20 protein-coding genes are annotated in these 21,487 nt (G+C 63.5%); 9 read left to right on the plus strand and 11 right to left on the minus strand.

Going from position 1 to position 21,487, the window contains the following annotated elements; genetic code table 11:
- The first annotated feature begins 24 nt into the window (after window positions 1-24).
- The 3 genes from QM801_RS13325 (at window position 25) to QM801_RS13335 (ending at window position 1,896) form a co-directional block, all read left to right on the plus strand.
- Window positions 25-702: a gamma-glutamylcyclotransferase gene (locus QM801_RS13325; RefSeq protein ID WP_415019698.1), complete on the plus strand. Its 678-nt coding sequence runs from the start codon at window positions 25-27 to the stop codon at window positions 700-702.
- 95 nt (window positions 703-797) lie between these two features.
- On the plus strand, window positions 798-1,535 hold the full coding sequence (locus QM801_RS13330; protein ID WP_415019699.1) for a phytochelatin synthase family protein: 738 nt from the start codon (window positions 798-800) through the stop codon (window positions 1,533-1,535).
- Window positions 1,536-1,593: 58 nt separating this feature from the next.
- Window positions 1,594-1,896, plus strand: a complete 303-nt coding sequence (locus QM801_RS13335) for a putative quinol monooxygenase (RefSeq protein ID WP_415019700.1) — start codon at window positions 1,594-1,596, stop codon at window positions 1,894-1,896.
- A 15-nt stretch (window positions 1,897-1,911) separates the two neighbouring features.
- On the opposite strand, the gene QM801_RS13340 is transcribed toward QM801_RS13335, so the two are convergent.
- On the minus strand, window positions 1,912-2,754 hold the full coding sequence (locus tag QM801_RS13340) for an FkbM family methyltransferase (RefSeq protein WP_415019701.1): 843 nt from the start codon (window positions 2,752-2,754) through the stop codon (window positions 1,912-1,914).
- Between the two features lie 310 nt (window positions 2,755-3,064).
- Here QM801_RS13340 and QM801_RS13345 point away from each other — a divergent pair, with 310 nt between their 5' ends.
- On the plus strand, window positions 3,065-4,831 hold the full coding sequence (locus QM801_RS13345; RefSeq protein WP_415019702.1) for an EAL domain-containing protein: 1,767 nt from the start codon (window positions 3,065-3,067) through the stop codon (window positions 4,829-4,831).
- Window positions 4,832-4,849: 18 nt separating this feature from the next.
- Here the strand turns inward: QM801_RS13345 and QM801_RS13350 are convergent, their stop codons facing one another.
- Both QM801_RS13350 and secA read right to left on the minus strand, forming a co-directional pair.
- Window positions 4,850-5,743, minus strand: coding sequence for a B12-binding domain-containing protein (locus tag QM801_RS13350; RefSeq protein ID WP_415019703.1), 894 nt, complete (start codon window positions 5,741-5,743; stop codon window positions 4,850-4,852).
- Between the two features lie 184 nt (window positions 5,744-5,927).
- The gene (gene secA, locus QM801_RS13355; RefSeq protein ID WP_415019704.1) at window positions 5,928-8,681 is read right to left on the minus strand and encodes a preprotein translocase subunit SecA; all 2,754 of its coding nucleotides are present in this window, start codon (window positions 8,679-8,681) and stop codon (window positions 5,928-5,930) included.
- 354 nt (window positions 8,682-9,035) lie between these two features.
- Between secA and QM801_RS13360 the strand changes: the two genes are divergently transcribed.
- Genes QM801_RS13360 through mutT form a run of 3 tightly spaced genes read left to right on the plus strand, consistent with a single transcriptional unit; the run spans window position 9,036 to window position 11,720 of the window.
- Window positions 9,036-10,055: a peptidylprolyl isomerase gene (locus QM801_RS13360; protein ID WP_415019705.1), complete on the plus strand. Its 1,020-nt coding sequence runs from the start codon at window positions 9,036-9,038 to the stop codon at window positions 10,053-10,055.
- Window positions 10,056-10,086: 31 nt separating this feature from the next.
- A complete protein-coding gene (gene argJ / locus QM801_RS13365) occupies window positions 10,087-11,322 on the plus strand; it encodes a bifunctional glutamate N-acetyltransferase/amino-acid acetyltransferase ArgJ (RefSeq protein WP_415019706.1) in 1,236 nt (411 codons plus the stop codon).
- Window positions 11,322-11,720: an 8-oxo-dGTP diphosphatase MutT gene (gene mutT / locus QM801_RS13370; RefSeq protein WP_415019707.1), complete on the plus strand. Its 399-nt coding sequence runs from the start codon at window positions 11,322-11,324 to the stop codon at window positions 11,718-11,720. The genes argJ and mutT overlap by 1 nt, the downstream gene beginning before the upstream one ends.
- 180 nt (window positions 11,721-11,900) lie before the next feature.
- Here the strand turns inward: mutT and QM801_RS13375 are convergent, their stop codons facing one another.
- Together QM801_RS13375 and QM801_RS13380 are read right to left on the minus strand one after the other, a co-directional pair.
- A complete protein-coding gene (locus QM801_RS13375; RefSeq protein ID WP_415019708.1) occupies window positions 11,901-12,776 on the minus strand; it encodes a c-type cytochrome in 876 nt (291 codons plus the stop codon).
- 44 nt (window positions 12,777-12,820) lie between these two features.
- Entirely contained in the window at window positions 12,821-13,279 is a 459-nt protein-coding gene (locus tag QM801_RS13380) for a c-type cytochrome (protein WP_415019709.1), read from the minus strand.
- Window positions 13,280-13,551: 272 nt separating this feature from the next.
- Between QM801_RS13380 and QM801_RS13385 the strand changes: the two genes are divergently transcribed.
- On the plus strand, window positions 13,552-13,710 hold the full coding sequence (locus QM801_RS13385) for a hypothetical protein (RefSeq protein ID WP_415019710.1): 159 nt from the start codon (window positions 13,552-13,554) through the stop codon (window positions 13,708-13,710).
- 127 nt (window positions 13,711-13,837) lie between these two features.
- Here the strand turns inward: QM801_RS13385 and QM801_RS13390 are convergent, their stop codons facing one another.
- From QM801_RS13390 to ffh, 6 genes are all read right to left on the minus strand, one after another.
- A complete protein-coding gene (locus QM801_RS13390; protein ID WP_415019711.1) occupies window positions 13,838-14,632 on the minus strand; it encodes a response regulator in 795 nt (264 codons plus the stop codon).
- A gap of 104 nt (window positions 14,633-14,736) precedes the next feature.
- Complete coding sequence (gene upp / locus QM801_RS13395) at window positions 14,737-15,384, minus strand: uracil phosphoribosyltransferase (protein ID WP_415019712.1); 648 nt, start codon at window positions 15,382-15,384, stop codon at window positions 14,737-14,739.
- A 131-nt stretch (window positions 15,385-15,515) separates the two neighbouring features.
- Complete coding sequence (locus tag QM801_RS13400) at window positions 15,516-17,498, minus strand: putative bifunctional diguanylate cyclase/phosphodiesterase (RefSeq protein ID WP_415019713.1); 1,983 nt, start codon at window positions 17,496-17,498, stop codon at window positions 15,516-15,518.
- An 88-nt stretch (window positions 17,499-17,586) separates the two neighbouring features.
- On the minus strand, window positions 17,587-18,684 hold the full coding sequence (locus QM801_RS13405; protein WP_415019714.1) for a pyridoxal phosphate-dependent aminotransferase: 1,098 nt from the start codon (window positions 18,682-18,684) through the stop codon (window positions 17,587-17,589).
- A gap of 113 nt (window positions 18,685-18,797) precedes the next feature.
- Window positions 18,798-19,166 (minus strand): 30S ribosomal protein S16, encoded by a 369-nt coding sequence (rpsP, locus tag QM801_RS13410; RefSeq protein WP_415019715.1) that lies wholly within the window; start codon window positions 19,164-19,166, stop codon window positions 18,798-18,800.
- Between the two features lie 34 nt (window positions 19,167-19,200).
- On the minus strand, window positions 19,201-20,808 hold the full coding sequence (gene ffh / locus QM801_RS13415; RefSeq protein ID WP_415019716.1) for a signal recognition particle protein: 1,608 nt from the start codon (window positions 20,806-20,808) through the stop codon (window positions 19,201-19,203).
- 220 nt (window positions 20,809-21,028) lie between these two features.
- On the opposite strand from ffh, the gene QM801_RS13420 reads away from it, so the two are divergent.
- On the plus strand, window positions 21,029-21,484 hold the full coding sequence (locus QM801_RS13420; RefSeq protein WP_415019717.1) for a GyrI-like domain-containing protein: 456 nt from the start codon (window positions 21,029-21,031) through the stop codon (window positions 21,482-21,484).
- Window positions 21,485-21,487 lie beyond the last annotated feature (3 nt).

Consider the following 21,487-nt stretch of genomic DNA (forward strand, 5'->3'; position numbering starts at 1 on the left):
CTTCAGCACCATGAGTGGAACCGCATGGACCTGACGGCCGAACTTGTTGCTCTGGCAGAACGCACCTTGCCTGACCCCGGCCCCGAGCCGGGCACCCGCGATCACACCGAAGACGAAATCGCTGCCATGGCCCATCAGGTCATGGCGGAGCACAGGCCCGACCCGTTCTGGGTTTTCGCCTATGGCTCGTTGATCTGGAATCCCGAATTCGAGATCGTTGAACAGCGCAAGGCCGTGCTTCCGGGCTGGCACAGGTCCTTCTGCTTCAAGCTCACGCGCTGGCGCGGCACCCGCGAACTTCCGGCACTGATGATGGCGCTCGATCGCGGCGGAACCTGCGTGGGCATGGCCTACCGCCTTCCCGCCGGCAATACCCACGCGCAGATCATGAAGCTTCTGGACCGGGAGCTGGACGCCAATCCGCCCACCAATGTGGCGCGATGGGTCGAGGTCACCACCGCAGAGGGGCGCGTGAAGGCGCTTGCCTTCGTCGCCTCGCGCAAGGGCCCGGCCTATGCCGGCAAGCTGCCGTTGCACCATGTGGCCCATGTGCTCGCCCGCGCCGCCGGGCATTGGGGCTCCGCGGCGCAGTATGCCTACAACACCATCTCGAAGCTGGAAGAGCATGGCATCCGCGACCGCAATCTCTGGCACATCCAGAAACTCATGGCGGCTGAGATCCGCAAGATGCACAACCGCTGATCCTCGTGCGGGCGCAGCAGGCCGGGCATCTTGCCACGGGCGGCGTCCTGCAATAGCGTTTGCCTCCAGCTGGGGGCCTGAAAGAGGGCTGAACCATGGATGACGTCGCGCTCTTTGGTTTGAAACGGCGTGCCGGGCTCTGCCTGCTGGCGGCCTTGCTGTGGGCGGCACCGGCTCGTTCCGAAACCCTGCCATTGCCGCAGAACCTCGTGGGTGCGGCCTCCGATGCAGGGGAAGCGCTTCTCCTCGGTTCGGAAGCCCGCAAGGCCTACTTTCCGCTCTCCATCAACTTCGTCACCCAGAAGAACCAGGCCTTCTGCGGCGTCGCCAGCCTGGTGATGGTGCTGAACGCCATGGGCGTGCCCGCACCCGCCGTGCCTGAATACGATCCCTACAAGACCTTCACTCAGGACAACGTGCTCAACCCGCAGACCGAAGCGGTGATCCCCGTCGAGACGATCAAGAAGCAGGGCATTACCCTCGACCAGCTCGGCGGGTTGTTCGGTGCCTTTCCCGTCAACGTGACGGTGCGCCATGCTGCGGACAGCACGGTGGAGACCTTCCGCAAGGAAGCTGTCGCCCATCTGTCGCAGCCCGGCCGCTTCGTGGTGATCAACTATCTCCGCATGGCGATCGGGCAGGAGAAGGGCGGTCACATCTCGCCGCTTGCCGCCTATGACGCCGACACCGACCGCTTTCTCATCCTCGATGTCGCCCGCTACAAGTATCCGCCTGTCTGGGTCGCCACCGAAGACCTGTTCAAGGCCATGAACACGACCGACAAGGACAACGACAACCGCACGCGGGGCTATCTCCTGCTCGCTGCGAAATAGATTTCCGGCGCAACGCCGGACCTGGACCGTGATGTTCACCCACAGAGGAGTACTGAACATGACTGCAGCCAATGTCGTCCACATGCGCGTGAAGCCGGGCCAGGAGGAGGCCTTCATCCGCATCCACGAGGAGATGCCCATGACAGCGATGAAGGGCGCCCTCTCCTTCTCGCTGGTCAAATCCGGCGAGCGTCAGTTCATTGTCATGGGCGAGTGGGAATCCCTCGATGCCATGGCCGCGGCACGCCCCGCCATGATCGCCAACCTCGACAAGCTGCGGCCGCTCCTTGAAGACCTGGGCGGCGGGCGTGGCGTCACCGAGCCGTGGTCGGGCGAGATCGTTCTGAAGCGCTCCGCCTAGCCGCGCAGCACGACTTCACTTCGCCAGCAGGCTCTGCATGTAGTGGCGGTGGGTTTCCGCCGGAACGTTGCCGCGCCGCTCCAACTCGAGAATGAAGTGGACGACAAGATCGATGCTGCCGAAGCAGAAGTGCGCAAGCAGGATGGCCTTGCGAATCTGCGTGTCGGTGAAGCTCTTCAGTTCGCGCGGGTCCTTCATGTAGACCACGTCCGCCTCCATCAGCTGGTTGCCGGGAATGCGGAAGTTGTTGTTGAAGACGGTGGGCGCAATCACCCACGGCTTGATACCGAGGAAGCGGTGCGGGATCATGCCCTGCGAGCGCATCCAGACATCAACCTCGCCGAATGACGGCTGCCCGTGATAGAGGTTGACGAAGGACACCTCGAGCTGGATCGCGAGGCAATCCCTCAGCCGTTCGCGGCCGTTCTGCAGGACGGTAAGCTCCGCGCCCTGGATATCCATCTTGATGAATTCGACGTTCGGCAGTCCTTCGATGTCATCCATCCGCCGGGTGGGAATGGTCGCGGTGCGTTCGACCCGACCGAAGATTTCAAATCCATTGAAGAACTTCAGCGTCTTCGGATTGGGTTGCAGCAGCGAGGTCATGCCGCTCGCGGGCGTGGTGAAATAGACGGTGGCGTCGCGGCCATCGTAGAGGAACTCGCGGAACACCGTCGCCTTGTCGCCGAAGGCCTGCCGGATGCCCTCGATCTGCCGGTCATCGCCCTCGAAGGCATTGAGATGGGCAAGATCATTGTCGAGCAGGACCTTGTAGACGGGTTGCTCGTTGATGGCAGAGGCGCCCACATCCATGATCTGGATCTTTTCGCTGGGGCGTATGACGTCGAGGATCTGCATTCGGTCTCCGGGAGGATGAAAAAATGGCGGCGGCTGTTACCCGGTCACGGCACTCACGCGTCAATCATCCTTCCACGGACGAATCACTGCTGCGACCGACCCTAGGAGCATTGGGGCCGCAGCGTCACCGGTATTCTGGCCCGCGTCACAACATTGAAGTTGGTTCAATCCTCTCAACCTGGTTGTGATCCAACGCGGGCAGTGCTTCCCGTTTTCATCATCATTCGGAAAGCATGCAGGACCAATCTGTTTGCGGTCCCGCAGACGCGGGGCCTAAATGTTGGGCAACGGCCAACGGGTCATCCGTCTCATGAAAAGCGATATCATTCACGTCGAGAATGTTTCCTTCGGAAGGGGACTGAACAGTCTTCGCGTGCGCTTCACCATCATGATCGGCGTTGCCTGCCTGCTGATCTCGTGGCTGATGGAATACTGGCTGGAAAGCCAGGGCGGGCCGGTCACGCATCATTTGGGCGGCGAAGGCTTTGCCGTCATCGGGCTTGCGACATTTGCCGCTGCTGCCCTCACCTATTTCATGACGGGCAAGCTCACGCGGCCCATCGAGAACCTGAAGGCCAGTGCCGAGGCCATCGCCAAGGGCGACTATGACGCCCTCGTCACCGTCGACTGCAATTGCGAAGTGGGCGGGCTCGCCGACAGCTTCCGGAAAATGGTCGCCCGCCTCAACGACAATGTCGCCAAGATCAACACGCTCGCCTACGAGGACGGCGTCACGGGCCTTCCCAATCGCGCCGTGCTCGACGAGGTGATCCAGAACCTGCCGGAGACGTCGGGCTATGTGATGTTCATCGATCTCGACCGCTTCAAGCAGGTGAACGACATCTACGGCCACCAGATCGGCGACACGCTTCTCCGCAAGGCCGCCCAGCGCATGCTGGTCGAAGGCCTCGAGATGAACTCCGACCACTTCCGCAACTGCCTGACACCCGACCAGATTCCGGTCTCGGACCATGAATGCCGCCTGCTCTTCCGCTTTGCCGGTGATGAGTTCGTGGCCCTGATCCTCGGCGACGATGACCAGGCCTATGTCACGGCACTTGCCACCCGCATCATCGGCCTGATGAACGAACCCTTTGTCATCGAGGACCGCAGCATCCAGATCGGCGCCTCCATCGGCATCGTGAGCTTCGCCGACAGGCCGGCGAACGCACTTGAAATCATCAAGCGCGCCGACCTTGCCATGTACGAGGCGAAGAAGCAGGGGCGCGGCCGCATCGCCTTCTTCGACGAGGCCATGCGCCTGAGTGCCATCAATCACGCCGAGCTGGAACGGGATTTCCCTGCGGCAATCGCGCATTCGCAATTCGTGGTTCACTATCAGCCGAAGATCTCCATGAGTGATGGCGCCATCTGCGGCCTCGAGGCCCTGGTGCGCTGGCGCCATCCCACCCGCGGCCTGCTCTATCCCGCCCAGTTCCTTCCGGTGGTGGGCTCGATCGGTGCGCTCGACAAGATCGGGCGCGAAGTGATGCACACGGCCGCGTGTGACATTCGCCTGTTGCGCGACAAGGGCTTCAGCCAGCGCATTTCCGTCAACGTCTGCCCCACCCAGTTTGCCGATGATGCCTTTGCGCGGAACCTCATCGGCTTTGTGACGTCACTTGGCGTTGAACCCAAGGACTTCCAGCTGGAAGTCACCGAGACGATCGCCATGACCGACGTGGACAAGGCGAACGAACATCTGACGGCCCTGCGCGCCGCGGGCTTCGAAATCGCCATCGACGATTTCGGCACGGGCTATTCCAACCTCGCGCAACTCACCAAGCTTCCTTACGACTGCCTGAAGATCGACCGCTCGTTGATCGCCGACATTGCCCACAGCCACAACTCCCGCACCATCGTGATGGCGGTTGTGAACATGGCGCACGGGCTTGGCCACAAGGTCGTTGTCGAGGGCGTCGAGGATGCGGAACAGCTCAACCTGCTCCGGATGATCGGCTGTGACGTGGCCCAGGGCTATTTCACCGGCCGCCCCGCCGACCTCGCCAGCATCACCCGCCTTCTCGCCACGTCAGACAAATCCGCAACGTCCGTGCCCGTCGCACTCTCCGCCTGAGCGCACGCAGCAGGCGGCTCACCGCCCTGCGGTGTCGCGTGCGACCAGACTGGGCACTAGCAGCTTCTTGGCCAGCACCACGGCGGCCGGCGCATTGATGGCCGTGCCATCGGCGCCCACATCGCGCGCAAGCTCCGGCCGTTCGAAGATGGCCGGTCCGCCGACGATGATGCCGACGTTCCGGTTCACTGATTTTGCCCGGACGACCGCGATTGCGCTGCGCAGGCTGTCCAGGTGCCGGTCAGCCGCAATCGACAGGCCGACGACGCCGAACCATTCCTGTGACACGATCGCCTCGAGATCGGCGGTCCCTGTCACCGGCCCGCAGCCCACATGCCACCCCGCCGCGCGGAAGAAGCGCTGCACGATGGTGTTGCCGAAGAGGTGCTGCTCGTCCGGCGTTGCGATGATCAGTGCCCGGCACTTCTCGTCATAGGGCGCCGCATCGTCGAGACCTGCGAAGACGCGCACGAGGCGCTGCAGCCGGATGAGGCCCACGGACACATCCAGAAAATCCACCTTGTCTTCATCCCACAATTCACCCAGGTGCCGGGCGGTGGGCTCCAGAAGTTCGAGATAGAGATTGTCGAGCGAGAGGCCTGCCCCTCGCAATGCCGTGATGTAGTCGAAGGCATCGGCATTCTCGGCCCCCAGCACAAGACGCGACAGCTCGTTGATCTCGATCGTTCCGGCGTGGAATGTTTCGGCGCGCAACGCATCCTGCGCCGGGGCATGCAGGGCGAGCAACCGCGGAACGACCTTTTCGGCCACCAGTGTTGCGAGCCTGTCGTGGCGCAACGCGGCGTCTTCGACATCGATGGTGAGCGGCGGCTCGATGACAAGCGGCAGTCCCGAAGGCATGATGCGGCCAGAGCGCTCATCTTCGCCGTTTGGCAAGCTGACGTGAGACATCGGCTTCTTGACCTTCCCCAACCGCTCTAGCCCGGTTTTTTACATTGGCCTCCCGTGAGCATCAAGACGCAGTGCGGCAGAGTGATTTTGCAGTGCAACAGTCTTGAGGATCGCGACAAATGAAAAGCGCCGCCTGAGAGCAGGCAGCGCTTCATGGATCGGCAGATATCAGAAGGGCGAAATCTTAAACGTACGCGCCGTGGCAGTGCTTGTAGCGCTTGCCCGAGCCGCAGGGGCACGGATCGTTGCGTGCCACGTCGCCCCAGGTCTCCGGATTCTTCGGATCGAGTGCGGGCTTCGCCTTGGCGCTGCGGCGGGGTGCAGGCGGCGGAGCCACGGCCACGTTCGCAGTTTCGGCCGCATCGTCCTCGCCTGAGGTCAGGTCCATGTGATGGGCCTCCATCACCGGCAGCTCATCCTCGTCCGGCAGCATGTCGCCGTTTTCATCGACGGGCCTCGTCTGCACTTCGATCCGCATCATCTGGCCAGTCACGATCTGCTTCAGCTGGCTGAGCAGCGCCGAGAACAGGTTGAAGGCTTCGGTCTTGTATTCGTTGAGCGGGTCACGCTGGCCATAGCCACGGAGATGGATGACCTGGCGGAGATAGTCCACCGTCACGATGTGGTCGCGCCAGAGGCGGTCGAGCGTCTGCAGCAGCACCGCCTTCTCCACCTGGTCCATGATGGTCTTGGAGTACTTCTCGCGCTTCTGGCCATAGACCTCGTCGGCGGCCTTGGTGACGCGCTCCTTGATCTCCTCGTCGGCGATCCCTTCTTCCTTCACCCAGTCCTCGATGGGGAAGTCGATGGCCACGTTCTGGCGCAGTTCCTCGCGCAGGCCAACCGCATCCCACTGCTCGGCATAGGCGTTCTCCGGAATGTGGCGGGCAATCGCCTCGCCGATCACGTCGTGGCGCATGTCGTCGATCGTCTCGGAGATTTCCTCGCCACGCATCAGGCCGATGCGCTGCTCGAAGATCACCTTGCGCTGGTCGTTCATCACGTTGTCGAACTTCAGGATGTTCTTGCGGATGTCGAAGTTGCGCGCTTCCACCTTCTGCTGCGCCTTCTCCAGCGCCTTGTTGATCCACGGATGGATGATCGCCTCGCCTTCCTTGAGGCCCAGCTTCTGCAGCATGCCGTCCAGGCGGTCAGAGCCGAAGATGCGCATCAGGTCGTCTTCAAGCGAGAGATAGAAGCGCGAGCGGCCGGGGTCGCCCTGACGGCCGGAACGGCCGCGGAGCTGGTTGTCGATGCGGCGGCTCTCGTGGCGTTCGGTGCCGATGACGAAGAGGCCGCCGGCTTCCGTCACGATCTTCTTGTTGGCTTCGATCTCGGCCTTGATGCGCTCGATCGCGGCATCGCGCTCGGCACCCGGCGCCAGGCCGGCAAGCTCGGTGGCGATGCGCATTTCAAGGTTGCCGCCCAACTTGATGTCGGTACCGCGGCCCGCCATGTTGGTGGCGATGGTGACGGCGCCGGGTCCGCCGGCTTGGGCCACGATCTGTGCTTCCTGCTCGTGATAGCGGGCGTTCAGCACGTTATGCTCCACGCCTTGCGCCTTCATCAGACCCGACAGCACTTCCGACTTTTCAATCGATGTGGTGCCGACCAGCACGGGCTGGCCGCGCTTGCGGGCATCGCGGATCGTTTCGATGATCGCCTGATACTTCTCGCGCGCGGTGCGGTAGACCTCGTCGTCTTCGTCCTTGCGGGCCACGGGAACGTTGGTCGGGATCTCCACGACATCGAGATTGTAGATGTCCATGAACTCTTCGGCTTCGGTGGACGCGGTGCCGGTCATGCCCGAGAGCTTCTTGTAGAGGCGGAAGTAGTTCTGGAAGGTGATGGAGGCGAGCGTCACGTTCTCCGGCTGCACCGCCACGTGTTCCTTGGCTTCCAGCGCCTGGTGCAGGCCTTCCGAATAGCGGCGGCCCGGCATCATGCGGCCGGTGAACTCGTCGATGATGACGACGGCGCCATCCTTGACGATGTAGTCCTTGTCCTTCTGGAACAGCTTGTGGGCCCGGAGCGCCTGCTGCATGTGGTGGACGATGGTGACGTTGGCGGCGTCGTAGAGGTTGTCGCCCTTCAGCATGCCGGCCGCGGCGAGGATGCGCTCGAGGTGCTCGTTGCCCGCTTCGGTGAGCGAGATGGAGCGCTGCTTTTCGTCAAGCTCGTAGTCTTCCGGCGTCAGTTCCGGAATGAAGCGGTCGAGCGCGTTGTAGAGTTCCGACTTGTCATCCACGGGGCCCGAGATGATGAGCGGCGTACGCGCTTCGTCGACGAGGATCGAGTCCACTTCGTCGACGATGGCAAAGCCGTGGCCACGCTGCACCATCTCTTCCAGATGGTACTTCATGTTGTCGCGGAGATAGTCGAAGCCCAGTTCGTTGTTGGTGCCGTAGGTGACGTCGCAGCGGTAGGCGGCGTGGCGCTCGCGGTCGTCGAGGCCGTGGACGATGATGCCGGTGGTGAGGCCGAGCGCGGAATAGACCTGGCCCATCCAGCCGGCGTCGCGCTTGGCGAGGTAGTCGTTGACGGTGACGACGTGCACGCCTTCACCGGCAAGCGCGTTGAGGTAGACCGGCAAGGTGGCAACGAGGGTCTTGCCTTCACCGGTCTTCATTTCGGCGATGCGGCCTTCATGCAGCACCATGCCGCCGATCATCTGCACGTCGAAGTGGCGGAGGCCGAGGGCGCGCTTGGAGGCCTCGCGCACCGCGGCGAAGGCGGGCACCAGAAGGTCGTCCAGCGTCTTGCCCGCGGCCAGCTCGGCGCGGAACTTGGCGGTGAGCCCCTTCAGCTCCTCGTCCGAGAGCTTGGCGTATTCCGGTTCCAGCGCGTTGATCGCAGGCACCCGCTTGGCATAGGTCGTGACTTTCCGGTCATTGGTCGTGCCGAAAACGGCCTGGGCCAGCTTCTTCAATCCGAACATGTGATTCGCATCCTCTTGCAGTCGAGTGACCGCAGTTTCGTGGCACGTCTAGCCAAGTTGGCGGCCAAGAACAATTGCCAGAACAGGGGGCAGTTCAATCGACGGAACAACGGCCAGGCGGGTGTCGCCCCCGAGATGGGCCGATCCGCTGCGGTTTTCAACCTGTTGCAATGCCGCAACAGGTTCCGGGGGAGGTGTCGGAGCCCTTGCAAGTGGTTGTTCCGAGAGCCAATGTCCGCCGGAAATGGGACGACTCCGACGGGCAGGAACGCTTTTGGCAAGCACATTGTTGCCTTTTTTCCTCGTCATGGAGCGGCTTCGCCCCGTTTGACCCGTTCTGAACAGTTGGACCCCATGCTTCGCACCCGCCTCTCCTTCACGTCGGCCCTCGTCGGTGCCGGTCTCATGCTTTTCTCCGCCCTGCCCGCCATGGCGCAGGATGAATCGGTCGCTCTCCAGGGCGAGGACAAGGTCGTCGCCAAGGTCAACGGCTACGAGATCAAGGCCTCTGAAGTACGCATGGCCTTCGATGACGTGATCGGCCAGCTCCCCAACCTTCCGAAGAAGCTGCGCTACCCCTTCGTGGTCCAGTTCCTGGTCGAGCGCCACCTGCTGGCCCAGCTCGCCAACAAGGACGGCCTGGCTGAAACCGACGATTACAAGCGCCGCCTTGCCGCCTATCAGGCCAAGGCGCTCCGCGACAGCTACCTCGCCCAGAAGATCGCGCCCCAGGTGACCGAAGAGCAGGTCCGCAAGGTCTATGACGACGAAGCCAAGAAGGTGACCGAGACGGAGCGCGTCCGCGCCCGCCACATCCTGGTTGCCAGCGAAAAGGAAGCCAATGCCATTCTCGCCAAGCTGAAGGCGGGCGAGAAGTTCGAAGACCTTGCCAAGCAGTACAGCCTCGACGGTTCGAAGGACTATGGTGGCGACCTCGGCTACTTCACCGCGCCGGAAATGGTGGCGGAGTTCTCCAAGGCGGCCTTCGCCCTCAAGCCGGGCGAAACCTCGAAGCCGGTGAAGACCGAGTTCGGCTGGCACATCATCCGTCTCGAGGATCGCAAGATGGGCGCCGCCCAGCCTTACGACCAGGTGAAGGCAGCGATCCGCAACGCGCTCGTCCGCCAGAAGGTGCAGGAGACGCTGACCAGCCTTCATGACGTGGCCAAGGTCGAGATCATCGACGAAGACCTGAAGGCGGTTGCGGCGGAAGCCGAAAAGCAGCGCCGCGCCCTGCAGGAGAAGATGAAGAAGGCCAACGTCGGCACGTCGGGCGACCAGCCCAATGACGGCGACGGTGATGCCGGAGACGGTGCCGGTGCCGGCAAGGGCGACCTTCTCATTCCCGAAGACACCAACAACACCGGCAACTGATCGCAACACCTGAGGGGCGGGGATCTGATCCATGGCGCATGCTGTTTCACCCTTGGCGCCGGCGGAACAGCCGCGCCTTCCTGTCATTGCGGGCGTGAAGCTCGCCGCCGCGGCAACCGGCATCCGCTACAAAGGCCGGCCTGACGTTCTGCTCGCCCTCCTCGATGAGGGAACAGCAGCCGCCGGGTGCCTCACCCGCTCCAAGTCCAGCTCTGCGCCGGTGGACTGGTGCAAGGCGGCGCTGAAGGTCGGCAAGGCCCGCGCCCTCCTCGTCAATGCCGGCAATGCCAACGCCTTCACCGGCAAGGCCGGCACCGCCACGGTCAAGGCCGTGGCCGCCGCCGCCTCCAAGGCCTTCAAGAGCAAACCCGAGACGATCTACCAGGCCTCGACCGGGGTGATCGGCGAGCCGCTCGATCCATCCTTCATCGTAAATGCCATCCCGGAACTCACAAAGGCTGCGGTTGCCGACGGCTGGGACATGGCGGCCCGCGCCATCATGACCACCGACACCTTCCCCAAGGTCTCGACCCGCACCGTGAAGCTCGACGGCCGCAGCGTGACCATCAACGGCATCGCCAAGGGATCGGGCATGATCGCCCCGGACATGGCGACGATGCTGAGCTTCATTTTCACTGATGCGGCCATTCCGCCCAAGGTTCTGCAGGCCCTGCTCTCGGCGAGCGTGGACAAAACCTTCAACTGCGTCACCGTCGATGGCGATACCTCGACCTCCGACACGGTGCTGCTTTTCGCCACCGGTGCTGCGGGCCCGGTGAAAGGCCTCAAGACCGCCGCCGACGCCCGCCTCAAGGGCTTCGCCAAGGCGCTGCACGAGGTCTGCCACGATCTTGCCCTGCAGGTGGCCAAGGACGGCGAAGGGGCGGAGAAGCTGATCGACATCACTGTCACGGGTGCGGAGAACGACAAGGCTGCTCACCGCATCGCCATGAGCATTGCCAACTCGCCGCTGGTCAAGACGGCGATTGCGGGTGAAGACGCCAACTGGGGCCGCATCGTCATGGCCATCGGCAAGGCGGGCGAGAAGGCGATCCGCGACAAGATCCGCATCCGCATCGGCGGCGTGCAGGTGGCGGTGAAGGGCATGCGGGACAGCAAATACGTCGAAGCCGAAATCATGCCGCACATGAAGGGCCGCGACATCAGGATCGAGGCGGATGTCGGCGTCGGCAAGGGCAAGGCGCAGGTGTGGACCTGCGATCTCACCCACCGCTACATCGACATCAACGGCTCCTACCGCAGCTGATGCGTCTCGTCCTCGTCGCGGCGGTTGCCCTGATCGATGCCGATGGCCGCGTGCTTCTTTCGCAGCGCCCGGAGGGAAAGACGCTGGCCGGGCTGTGGGAGTTTCCCGGCGGCAAGATCGAAGCGGGCGAACGGCCGGAAACGGCCCTCATCCGCGAACTGAAGGAAGAGCTCGGCATCGACGTGGCCGAGTCCTGTCTCGCGCCCCTCACCTTCGCCAGCCACGCCTACAGCGATTTCCACCTGCTGATGCCGCTCTATGTCTGCCGCCGCTGGAAGGGCCAGGTGCAGGCCATGGAGGGACAGGCGCTGAAATGGGTGCGGGCGAAGGACATGCGCAGCTATCCCATGCCACCCGCCGACCTGCCGCTCATCCCGCATCTGGAAGAGCTGCTGTAGGGCGTTCTCGAACACGCTCCCCATCGCCGTCATTCCGGACGCGCGCCTTGATCGAGCGTCAGCGAGATGTCGCGCGCGAGCCGGAATCCAGCTTCGGACTTTGCAAACGAAGAAAGCGGGGTTCCATGTCTCGCGACGCGTTCCGCATCGCTCGCATGGAATGACGAATGAGTGGAAGCGTTACTTCAAGCTCGCCAGATACTCGGCAATGGCGCCCACATCGGCATCGGGGAGAAGCGCGATGTTGCTCTGGACCTTGCCCATGCCGCCCGAGGACAGCTTGTCGTAGCCCATGAGTTCGCCGTTCTGCAGCGCCAGCTTGATGTCGTTGGCATCCTTGTAGCGGCCACGCTCGATCAGGCCCACGAGGCTCGGCACCTTGCCTTCCCCTTCGGGATGGGGGCCGCCTGCGAGATAGCGCGAGAAGTCGCTGGTCATGATCGCCGTGCGCGGCGTGTGGCATTCGTTGCAGTGGCCCGGGCCGTTGACGATGTAGCGGCCGCGGTTCCACGCCTCCGACTGGGCAGGATCGTTCTGGGTGATGGTGGTGTCGAGGCCGACCCGCTTCCACAGGCCGATGCCGCGGCGGACGATCGGCTCAAGCGCCATAGCGTGCATCTTGGCCGGGTTCTTCACGGCAGGCAGCGTGGCGAGATAGGCACGGATGTCGAGCACGTCCTCGCGCGTCATGTGGGCGTAGGACGTATAGGGGAAGGCCGGGATGAGATTGTGCCCGGACTTGCCGATGCCGCGCTGCATGGCGTTGACGAACTCGAGGTCGGTCCATGTGCCAAGGCCGGTTTCGGGATCGGGCGTCAGGTTGGGCGGATACAGCGTGCCCACGGGCGTCTTGAGCGGTGCGCCGCCGGCGGGAAGGATGGAGTCGATCCCTGCAGCGTCGGGGCCGGGGAGATGGCAGGAGTGGCAACCGGCGGCGTGGTACAGGACCTCGCCCTTCACGGGGTCACCCTGGTGGGCGGGAAGATTAGCGGCGGTGAGTGGCACCGGCGCCGACAGGAGCCAGAAGCCTCCCAGCCCCAGTGCTGCGAGCAGCACCAGGACCGGAAGAACCTTGCGTGTGATGAATCCGGAAATGATCTTTATTCCTTCGGACGGCGGAACTTCTCGTGGCAGCCCTTGCAGGAACCGCCGAACTCGTTGAAGGCGGCCTTGAAGCTCGCGTCATCGGTGGCGGCCTTCACAGCTGCGAAGCCCTTGCCGTAGGCAGCGCCAGCGGCTTCGAAGCCGGCGGCATCAGTCCAGATCTCGGCCTTGGCCCAGGTTTCGACCTTGTCACCCTTCTGCGTGTCAGCGCCCCACCAGCCGGCCCAGCCGGCGCAGGCCGCTTCGGCCTTGCCGAGCGCATCGGCAACGACCTTCGCGTCAAAAGGCTTCTCGCCCTTGATCATCGGGACCATGGCGCCCATGGCGCCACCGTTGGCCTTCATGCAGGCCTGGCGGGCCGTGATGGCGTCGTCGGCCGCGCCGGCGAAGGCCGGGGCGGCGGCCAGAACGGCGAAAGCCGCGGCGGCCAGAAGTGTTTTCGGAAGGAACTGCATTCGGGGTTTTCTCCTGTCTAAGTTGGTCTGCCGGAAAGGCAGATGCTGCTGCCACCAGAAGCGTTACATTTTGTCCCTGCTGACACAAATTCACAAATCTGTGTTCGATGGGCGGGTCCATATCTTGGTGAGGCTGATGAATCGCTGATGACCGCGCTTCCGGCTCCCCTGAACGCCACATGAATAAACCATTCGGACTGAATTCAGGCGCCGATGCTTAGTGTCTCCTTAAGTTCGTCGAAATAAGGTGCCACACCGTGGAGAACAAGCAAATGAGCCAGATTGTCATGACCCCCAGTGAACCCCAAGCCAAGATCGTTCTCCCGAAACGCCCGCGCCGCATCAGCCCGGATTGCGCAGAAGTGCTGCATATTCTGGCCTCTTTCGATGCCAATCCCAACGCCATCAAGAGCCAGTCCGAAAAGGGCTGAGAGGGCTGGGTGAAGCGGGCCGGAGTCCGGCCCTGACCTGCAGACAACACCCAAGCACTACACAAAAGTATGGCCGCCCTTGAGGCGGCCATCTTGTTTTTGACGCGTCCGGTATCGTGACGAAAATTTAATGCAGCGTATGCTGCTTCTGCCATTCCTCGATCACCGCAAAGACGCCCGAGATGTTCAGGCTGCGGGGGCACTCGCGGGTCTCGTGAATCATCTGGTCGATTTCCGCGACACCGAAATTGCGGGCAAGGCCGGCCAAGGCGTGGCGGTAGTGGCGGATATGCTCTGCTTCATTCGCTTCGCGCGCGGCGGCAAGCGCGAGTGCCAGGTGGCGCATGTCCTCGCAGGCGGAATTGACGAGGGCGACAAGGTTCCGCCGCGGAATGAGGGTGCGGATCGAGTCCCAAACACTGTCAGAGCTCTTCGCTTCCGCCTGCTTCGGCAGGCTGCACGGCGTGTCGGGCGTGATGATGTGGTGGGCGATGGCGCGGGCCATGGCGCGCTGCAGCTCGTTGCTGTTGGCGGGCTTGGGCACGGCCGAGTCGAAGGCGTTGCGCCAGTCGGAATGTTCGGTCGAGTCGGCGAGGAAGGCCGAGAGCGCCAGGATCGGCGTGTTGCGGTGGGCGTCAATCTCGTCGCGGATGATGCGCGCCGCAGTGACGCCGTCCATGACCGGCATCTCGATATCGAGCAGGATGATGTCGTAGCGGCCTTCGCGGGCCTTCTCGACGGCGACTTCGCCATCGTCAACGGCTTCGACCTCGAAGCCCATCTTCTCCAGCATGGCCTTGGTGACGATGCGCGAGGAGACCTGGTCCTCGGCATAAAGCACGCGCCGCGCAAGCCCATCCGGCCTCCGCGCGACCGATGCCGCAGCAGTAGAGTTGTCCTTCAATCCGGCAGTTGCGCCCATATCGTGCCCACGTCCTGTTGCGGGCAAACTAGAAGGTGGACGCCTGCCAGAAAGTAACCAGAGTCTGAAAGCTTCACCGCATGATTAACGATTGGTGTAGCGCGTCACTTGGTGCCGAACATGCGGTCGCCGGCATCACCGAGGCCCGGCACGATGTAGCCGTGGCTGTTCAGATGGCTGTCGACCGCAGCAGTGAAGATGGGCACGTCCGGATGTTCTTCATGGAAGTGGGTGACGCCCTCGGGCGCGGAGAGAAGTGTCACGAGGCGGATATCCTTCGCGCCCTTTTCCTTGAGGCGCTTCACTGCGGCCGAGACGGAATTGCCGGTGGCAAGCATCGGATCGACGACGATGACGCGGCGCTCGGCAATATCCTCCGGCACCTTCAGGTAATACTCGACCGGCTGCAGCGTCACCGGATTGCGGTAGAGGCCGATGTGGCCGACGCGGGCCGAGGGGATGAGCGAGAGCATGCCCTCGAGCAGGCCGTTGCCAGCCCGCAGCACCGAGACGATCACCAGCTTCTTGCCCTTGAGAATGGGTGCTTCCATTTCCGCAAGTGGCGTCTCGATGGTCTGGGTGGTGATCGGCAGGTCGCGGCAGACCTCGTAGGCCAGGAGATGGCTGATCTCGTGCAGCAGCTGGCGGAACACCGCAGAGGGCGTGTGCTTGTCGCGCATCAGGGTGAGCTTGTGCACCACCAGCGGGTGGTCCACGACGGTCAGATTGGCGGGCTTCTGAAAGGCGGGCATGGGACGTCTCCTGCCCGATTACATGCTGCAACCGGCCCTTTCCGACAAGCACCGGATCGGCGCCATCCACCGCTTTGATGTCACGTGCCGGGGCGCAATCGGGAGTGGAATCGGGCTTTGCCGCCAGTGCCTTAGGCGGAGGTCGGACGGGGCTTGCGGGCGGCCCTGGGCTTTTCCCGGCGGCGGGCCTCGTAGAGGGCGGCGACGTCGCGGGCGGGAACCGCCTTGCCGTAGAGGAAGCCCTGGACGAGGTGGCACCCCTGCCGGCCCAGGTTGAGGGCCTGTTCCTTCGTCTCCACGCCTTCGGCCACGCAGACGAGGCCGAGGTTGCCGCAGAGGTCGATGACGGTGCGGACCACGCTTGCCGCCTTGCTGCTGTTGCTCATGTCGCCCACGAACTTGCGGTCGATCTTGATCTTGTCGAGGGCAAGCTCGTGCACGTGGCTCAAGCTCGAATAGCCAGTGCCGAAATCGTCGAGCGCGATGCGGACGCCGAGATTGCGCAACATCACGAGCGAGCGCTGGGCCGCTTCGAAGTCGATCATCAGGGCGGTTTCGGTCACTTCGATCTCGATGCGGCGGGGATCGACGCCGCTCCGCTGGATGATGTTGACGATCTGCAGCATGGCATCGGGCGAAGCGAGCGAGCGGGCCGAGAGATTGAACGAGGCCGTAAGGTCCTCAGGCCACTGGTTCAGGTCGTGCAGCAGCTTGCGCAGCAGCACGTTGGTAATGCGGTTGATGAGCGAGGTCTTTTCCGCCGCGGCGATGAACTGGGCGGGATGAATGCTGCCCAGCGCCTCGTTGCGCCAGCGGGCGAGCGCTTCGACCGAGGCGAGGCTGCCGTCGCGGGTATCGACCACCGGCTGATAGACCAGCGCCAGTTCCTTCTCAATGTCGGCATTGCGCAGCGCCTGGTCGATCTCGTGCACCTGGCGCAGGCTGTCGCGGTGGGCCGCCGAGAAGACCACGGTCTGGCCGCCCGCCTTGTCTTTCGCCTGATAGAGGGCGTAGTCGGCGTGTTCGAAGAGTTCATGCGTGGTCGAGCAATGGCTGCCGAATTCGGCGAAGCCGCAGGAGGATGTGACCTCGGCGATCACGTCATCCAGCTCATAGGGCTGGCGCAGCACCTCGCAGAGGGTGCGCCCGAAAGCGAGGAGATCGACCTTTTCACCGGCGATGACGCCGAACTCGTCGCCACCAAGGCGGGCGAAGGCGACATCGGGGCCGGCAATGTCGCGCATGCGGCGGCTGGCCTCGATGAGCAGAGCGTCACCGGTGGCGTGGCCGTAGAGATCATTCACCGCCTTGAAGCCGTCGAGGTCGATGATGCCAAGAGCGAAGCCGCGGCCCGTTCCGGCATTGAACTCGGCCACGCGGGCTTCCGCCTGGGCGATGAAGCTGCGGCGGTTGGGAAGGCCGGTCAGGCTGTCGTGGTGGGCGAGCTTCCGGTTGTCGTCGCTGAGGCGCTGGGTCTCGCGATTGACCTTCTCGAGGTTCTCACGCTGCATCACCATCAGCGCGAAGTCTCGCGAATGGGTGGTGAGGATGAAAAGCATGACCGCGGTCACGAGCGCCATGTTGGCGGCAATCGCCGTCAGTACCATGTGGCCCTGCATGCTGAAGAAGATCAGGAAGGGCACGATCACCACGCAGGAGAGAACATAGGCGGCGGCACGCAGGTTCATCAGGCTGAAGACGCAGGCGATCATGGTGAGCGCCATGTAGAAGATCACGTGCGAACGGGCATAGACATCGCCATAGGGAAAGAGCGCAAATCCCCAGACGGAAAAACCGATGCCCAGCCCCGCCGCGAGAAGGACGGTGGAGGTGAGGCGCCGCGCGGCCTGATCGACGGTGGGCTTGCTGCCGCGCATCTGCCACCAGCCATAGAGGCGGATGGCGGCGATGCAGCAGAAGAAGCCGGGCAGCAGCACCGTGAGATAGAAGGGCGCCACCTTGAAATGGGTGAGGGAAACGAAGGCCGTGTTGGCGATCAGGATCGCGTAGAGAAGCGGGATTTGTTTCGAGAAGGCGCGCAACTGCGCAAGGACGAGGGTTGGATTGTCCCTGTCCACCTGAAACAGTCTCAGCAGTGATTTCAAATGCTTCACGATGCCTTCCCAGGCAAGCGTGCTACCCCGGCCCCTGTTAACCGTCCATTTCGCGAAGGTTGTTCCCGGCCGCGGAATGGGGAGGAGGTTAACGCCTGTTTGACAGGACCTGTTGCATTGCGCGCGAGAGGTGATCGAGTTCCCTCTCCGTGCCGCAGGAAATGCGGATGCAGCGGTTGAGGGGCGCAACGCCCGGCATGCGAATGAAAACGCCGTGGGTGAGGAGCCCGTCCACGATGCTGCGGGCGAAGGCGCCATCCTGACCGCAATCGACTGTCACGAAATTGGTCGCGGAGGTAAGGGGCCGGAAACCATAGGCGGAGACGATCCCGCCGATCCGCGCGCGGGCCTTTTCGACTTCGCTTCGCACATGGGCGACCCACGCCTGGTCTTCGACCGCGGCAATGGCACCTGCCTGGGAGATGCGGCTGATGCCGAAGTGGTTGCGGATCTTGTCGAAGGCGGAAATCATCGACGCCTCGCCGATCACATAGCCGACGCGGATGCCGGCCATGCCGTGGGCCTTGGAGAAGGTGCGGAAGCGGAGCAGGTTCTTGCGCGCCGTATCGAACCGGGGAGCGGTGCCATCGGGCGCGAACTCGACATAGGCTTCATCGAGCAGCAGCATGCAGTCTTCCGGCACGGCGGCGATCAGGCGCTCCACCTCGGCGGCGGGCCAGACCGTGCCCATGGGGTTGTCCGGATTGGCGAAGTAGAGAAGCTTCGCCTTCTCGCTGCGCGCCAGCGTCAACAGGGACTCGGGATTCTCGCGGTCATTCACGTACGGCGTGGTGACGAGATGCCCGCCCGCTGCCGCCACATGGAAGTTGAAGGTGGGATAGGCGCCGAGCGACGTCGCCACCGTGTCACCCGGTGAAATGAAGAGGCGGACGACAAGACCGAGAAGTCCATCAATGCCACCGCCGCAGGCGATGTTCTCCGGCTTCACGCCCAGTGACTTCGCAATCGCGGCCTTGAGATCGTGGTTCTCGGGATCGCCGTACATCCAGCTTTCGGCGGCAGCGGCCTGCATCGCGGCGACGGCTTTGGGGCTTGGCCCGAAGACGCTTTCATTGGCGCCGATACGGGCGGCGATCCTGGCACCTGAGCGGCGCTCCAGAGCTTCGGGGCCGACGAAGGGAACGATGGAGGGAAGCGTGTCGATGATGGGCGTGAAGCTGGTCATGGCCGGACTATAGGCGCGGGGGCGCGCTCAAAACAAATGCCGCATCGTGACTTTCGAAAACAAAAAGCCGCCCCGGATGACGGGACGGCTTCGTGTCTTTAGAATTTCTAAAGTTATGCGGCGGGCGTTTCGGCCGGGGCAGCAGCGGCGGCGGCAGCGGCAGCAGCCTTCTCGCGCTCCTGGCGCTTCTTGCCCGGCAGGGCCTTCTGCGGGTTGTTGCGGGCGTCACGCTTCTTGAGGCCGGCCTTGTCGAGGAAGCGCAGAACGCGGTCCGTCGGCTGGGCGCCCTTCTTGAGCCACTCGGCAGCCTTGGCGGCATCGAGCTTCACGCGGTTTTCGTCGGTCTTGCCGAGGAGCGGGTTGAAGGACCCGACCACGTCGATGTACTTGCCGTCACGCGGCGAGGTCGCGGCGGCGATGACGATGTGGTAGTAGGGACGCTTCTTCGAGCCTGCGCGCGCGAGGCGGATTTTCAGTGCCATGTTGGTATCTCCTTTGAAGACTGAAAACGGTTGATCACTTTTTCTTTCCGAGGCCGGGAAGGCCCTTGAAGGGATTGCCGCCGAGACCGGGGAGGCCGCCCATGCCGGGCAGGCCGCCAAGGCCCGGAAGTTTCGGCCCGCCGGGGCCGAGCAATTTCGAAATGTCGGGCACCTGCGGCGATGCACCACCGCCAGCGCCACCCGCTCCACCTGCCTGCGCGAGGTCGCGCAGTTCCGGCGGCAGGCTGTTGGGATCCATGCCGGCGAGTTCCTTCTGCATGGCTTCCATCTCGGCTTCGCTCGGCATGCCCTTGCCGCCGAACATCTTGCCGAACATGCCCTTGCCGGAGCCCATCTGCTTCATCATCTCGGACATCTGCAGATGCATCTTGAGGAGCTTGTTGACGTCCTCGACCTTGGTGCCGGAGCCTGCGGCGATGCGCTTCCGGCGCTTGCCGTCGATGATCTTCGGGGTGGTGCGCTCGCGCTTGGTCATCGAGCCGATGATGGCGAGCTGGCGCTTGAACACCACCTTGTCGAGGTCCACGCCTTCAAGCTGCTTCTGCACCTTGCCCATGCCGGGCAGCATCTTCATCACGCCGCCCATGCCGCCCATGCGCTCGAGCTGGCGGAGCTGGTCGGCAAGGTCGTTCATGTCGAAGGCGCCCTTGCGCATGCGCTCGGCAATCTTGCGCGCCTTCTCGTGGTCGATTTCCTGGGCGGCCTTTTCGACGAGCGAAACGACGTCGCCCATGCCGAGGATGCGGCCGGCAATGCGGCTGGGGTGGAAGTCTTCCAGGCCATCGAGCTTTTCGCCCGTGCCCATGAGCTTGATCGGCTTGCCGGTGACGGCGCGCATGGAGAGCGCTGCACCGCCGCGGCCATCGCCGTCGATGCGGGTGAGGACGATGCCGGTGATGCCGATCTTCTCGTCGAAGGCGCGGGCGAGGTTGACCGCGTCCTGGCCGGTGAGGGCATCAGCCACAAGGAGCGTTTCCTTGGGCTTGGCGATGTCGCGCACGGCGGCCGCTTCGGCGAGCAGTTCCTCGTCGATGTGGAGGCGGCCCGCGGTGTCGAGCATGACGATGTCATAGGCGCCCTTGCGGGCCTCGCCCATGGCGCGCTTGGCAATCTCGACCGGCGTCTGGCCCTTGATGATGGGAAGCGTGTCGACCTTCACCTGCTTGCCGAGGATCTCGAGCTGTTCCTGCGCGGCAGGGCGGCGGGTGTCGAGCGAGGCCATCAGCACCTTGCGCTTCTCGCGGTCCTGCAGGCGCTTGGCGATCTTGGCGGTGGAGGTGGTCTTGCCGGAGCCCTGGAGGCCGACCATGAGGATCGCCACCGGCGGGCTGGCGCGGAGGTTGAGGGCGGCCTGATCCGAACCCAGGGTTTCCACCAGCTGGTCGTGGACGATCTTCACCACCATCTGGCCCGGCTTGATCGACTTGACGATCTCGGCGCCCACGGCCTTCTCGCGAACCTTCTCGGTGAAGGTCTTCACCACTTCGAGCGCGACGTCGGCTTCCAGAAGGGCGCGGCGGACCTCACGCATGGCCTGGTCGACATCGGCCTCGGACAACGCACCGCGGCCGGTGAGCTTGTCGAAGATGCCTGTCAGGCGTTCGCTGAGGGTTTCAAACATTCTTTATCCTGTGGGCCCAAACGAAAACGACACCCGGGGGCGCGACGCGCTGCCGGATGCTGGCCGCTGCACCTCCCGGGAATGGAGTAACCCCATGTGTGCAGAGGCCTCGTAACGTTCAAGACGTTAATGAGATGACGGTCCCATAGGGGAATTGGCCGGGGAAGTCAAACTGCGGGGCCCGGGTGACCCAGCCAGCGAATCCGGGCAGAAGGCTGCCATGACAACGACCCTCGCCCTCCGCCAGTCCCCCGCCCTCGTCCTTGCCGGGCGGAACGGCACCTTCCCCATCGGCCCCTCGGACGGCATCCGCGAGTTGTGGGAGCGGTTCATGCCCGATTTCGGCAAGATTGCCGGCCAGATCGGAACACGGGCCTATGGCGTCTGCCACCGCTTCGATGGCAGGGGCCACATGGACTACATGGCGGCGGTCGAGGTCGGGAACGCTGGTGAGGTGCCGGGATACCTCCATACGCTCATCATTCCGACCCGGAAGGTGGCCGTGTTCCGCCACGAGGGCGACATTTCCACCCTGAGCGAGACGTGGCGGCGGATCTTCGAGGAGTGGCTTCCGGCGGCGAAGCTGACCGTGGCAGACGGCCCGCAGTTCGAGGTCTACGACTTTTCCTCGGACGACGGTCCGGGCATCATCGACATCCACATCCCCGTCACGTGAGGT

The organism is Aestuariivirga sp. (genome assembly GCF_047600585.1).
Classification (GTDB): Bacteria; Pseudomonadota; Alphaproteobacteria; order Rhizobiales; family Aestuariivirgaceae; genus Aestuariivirga.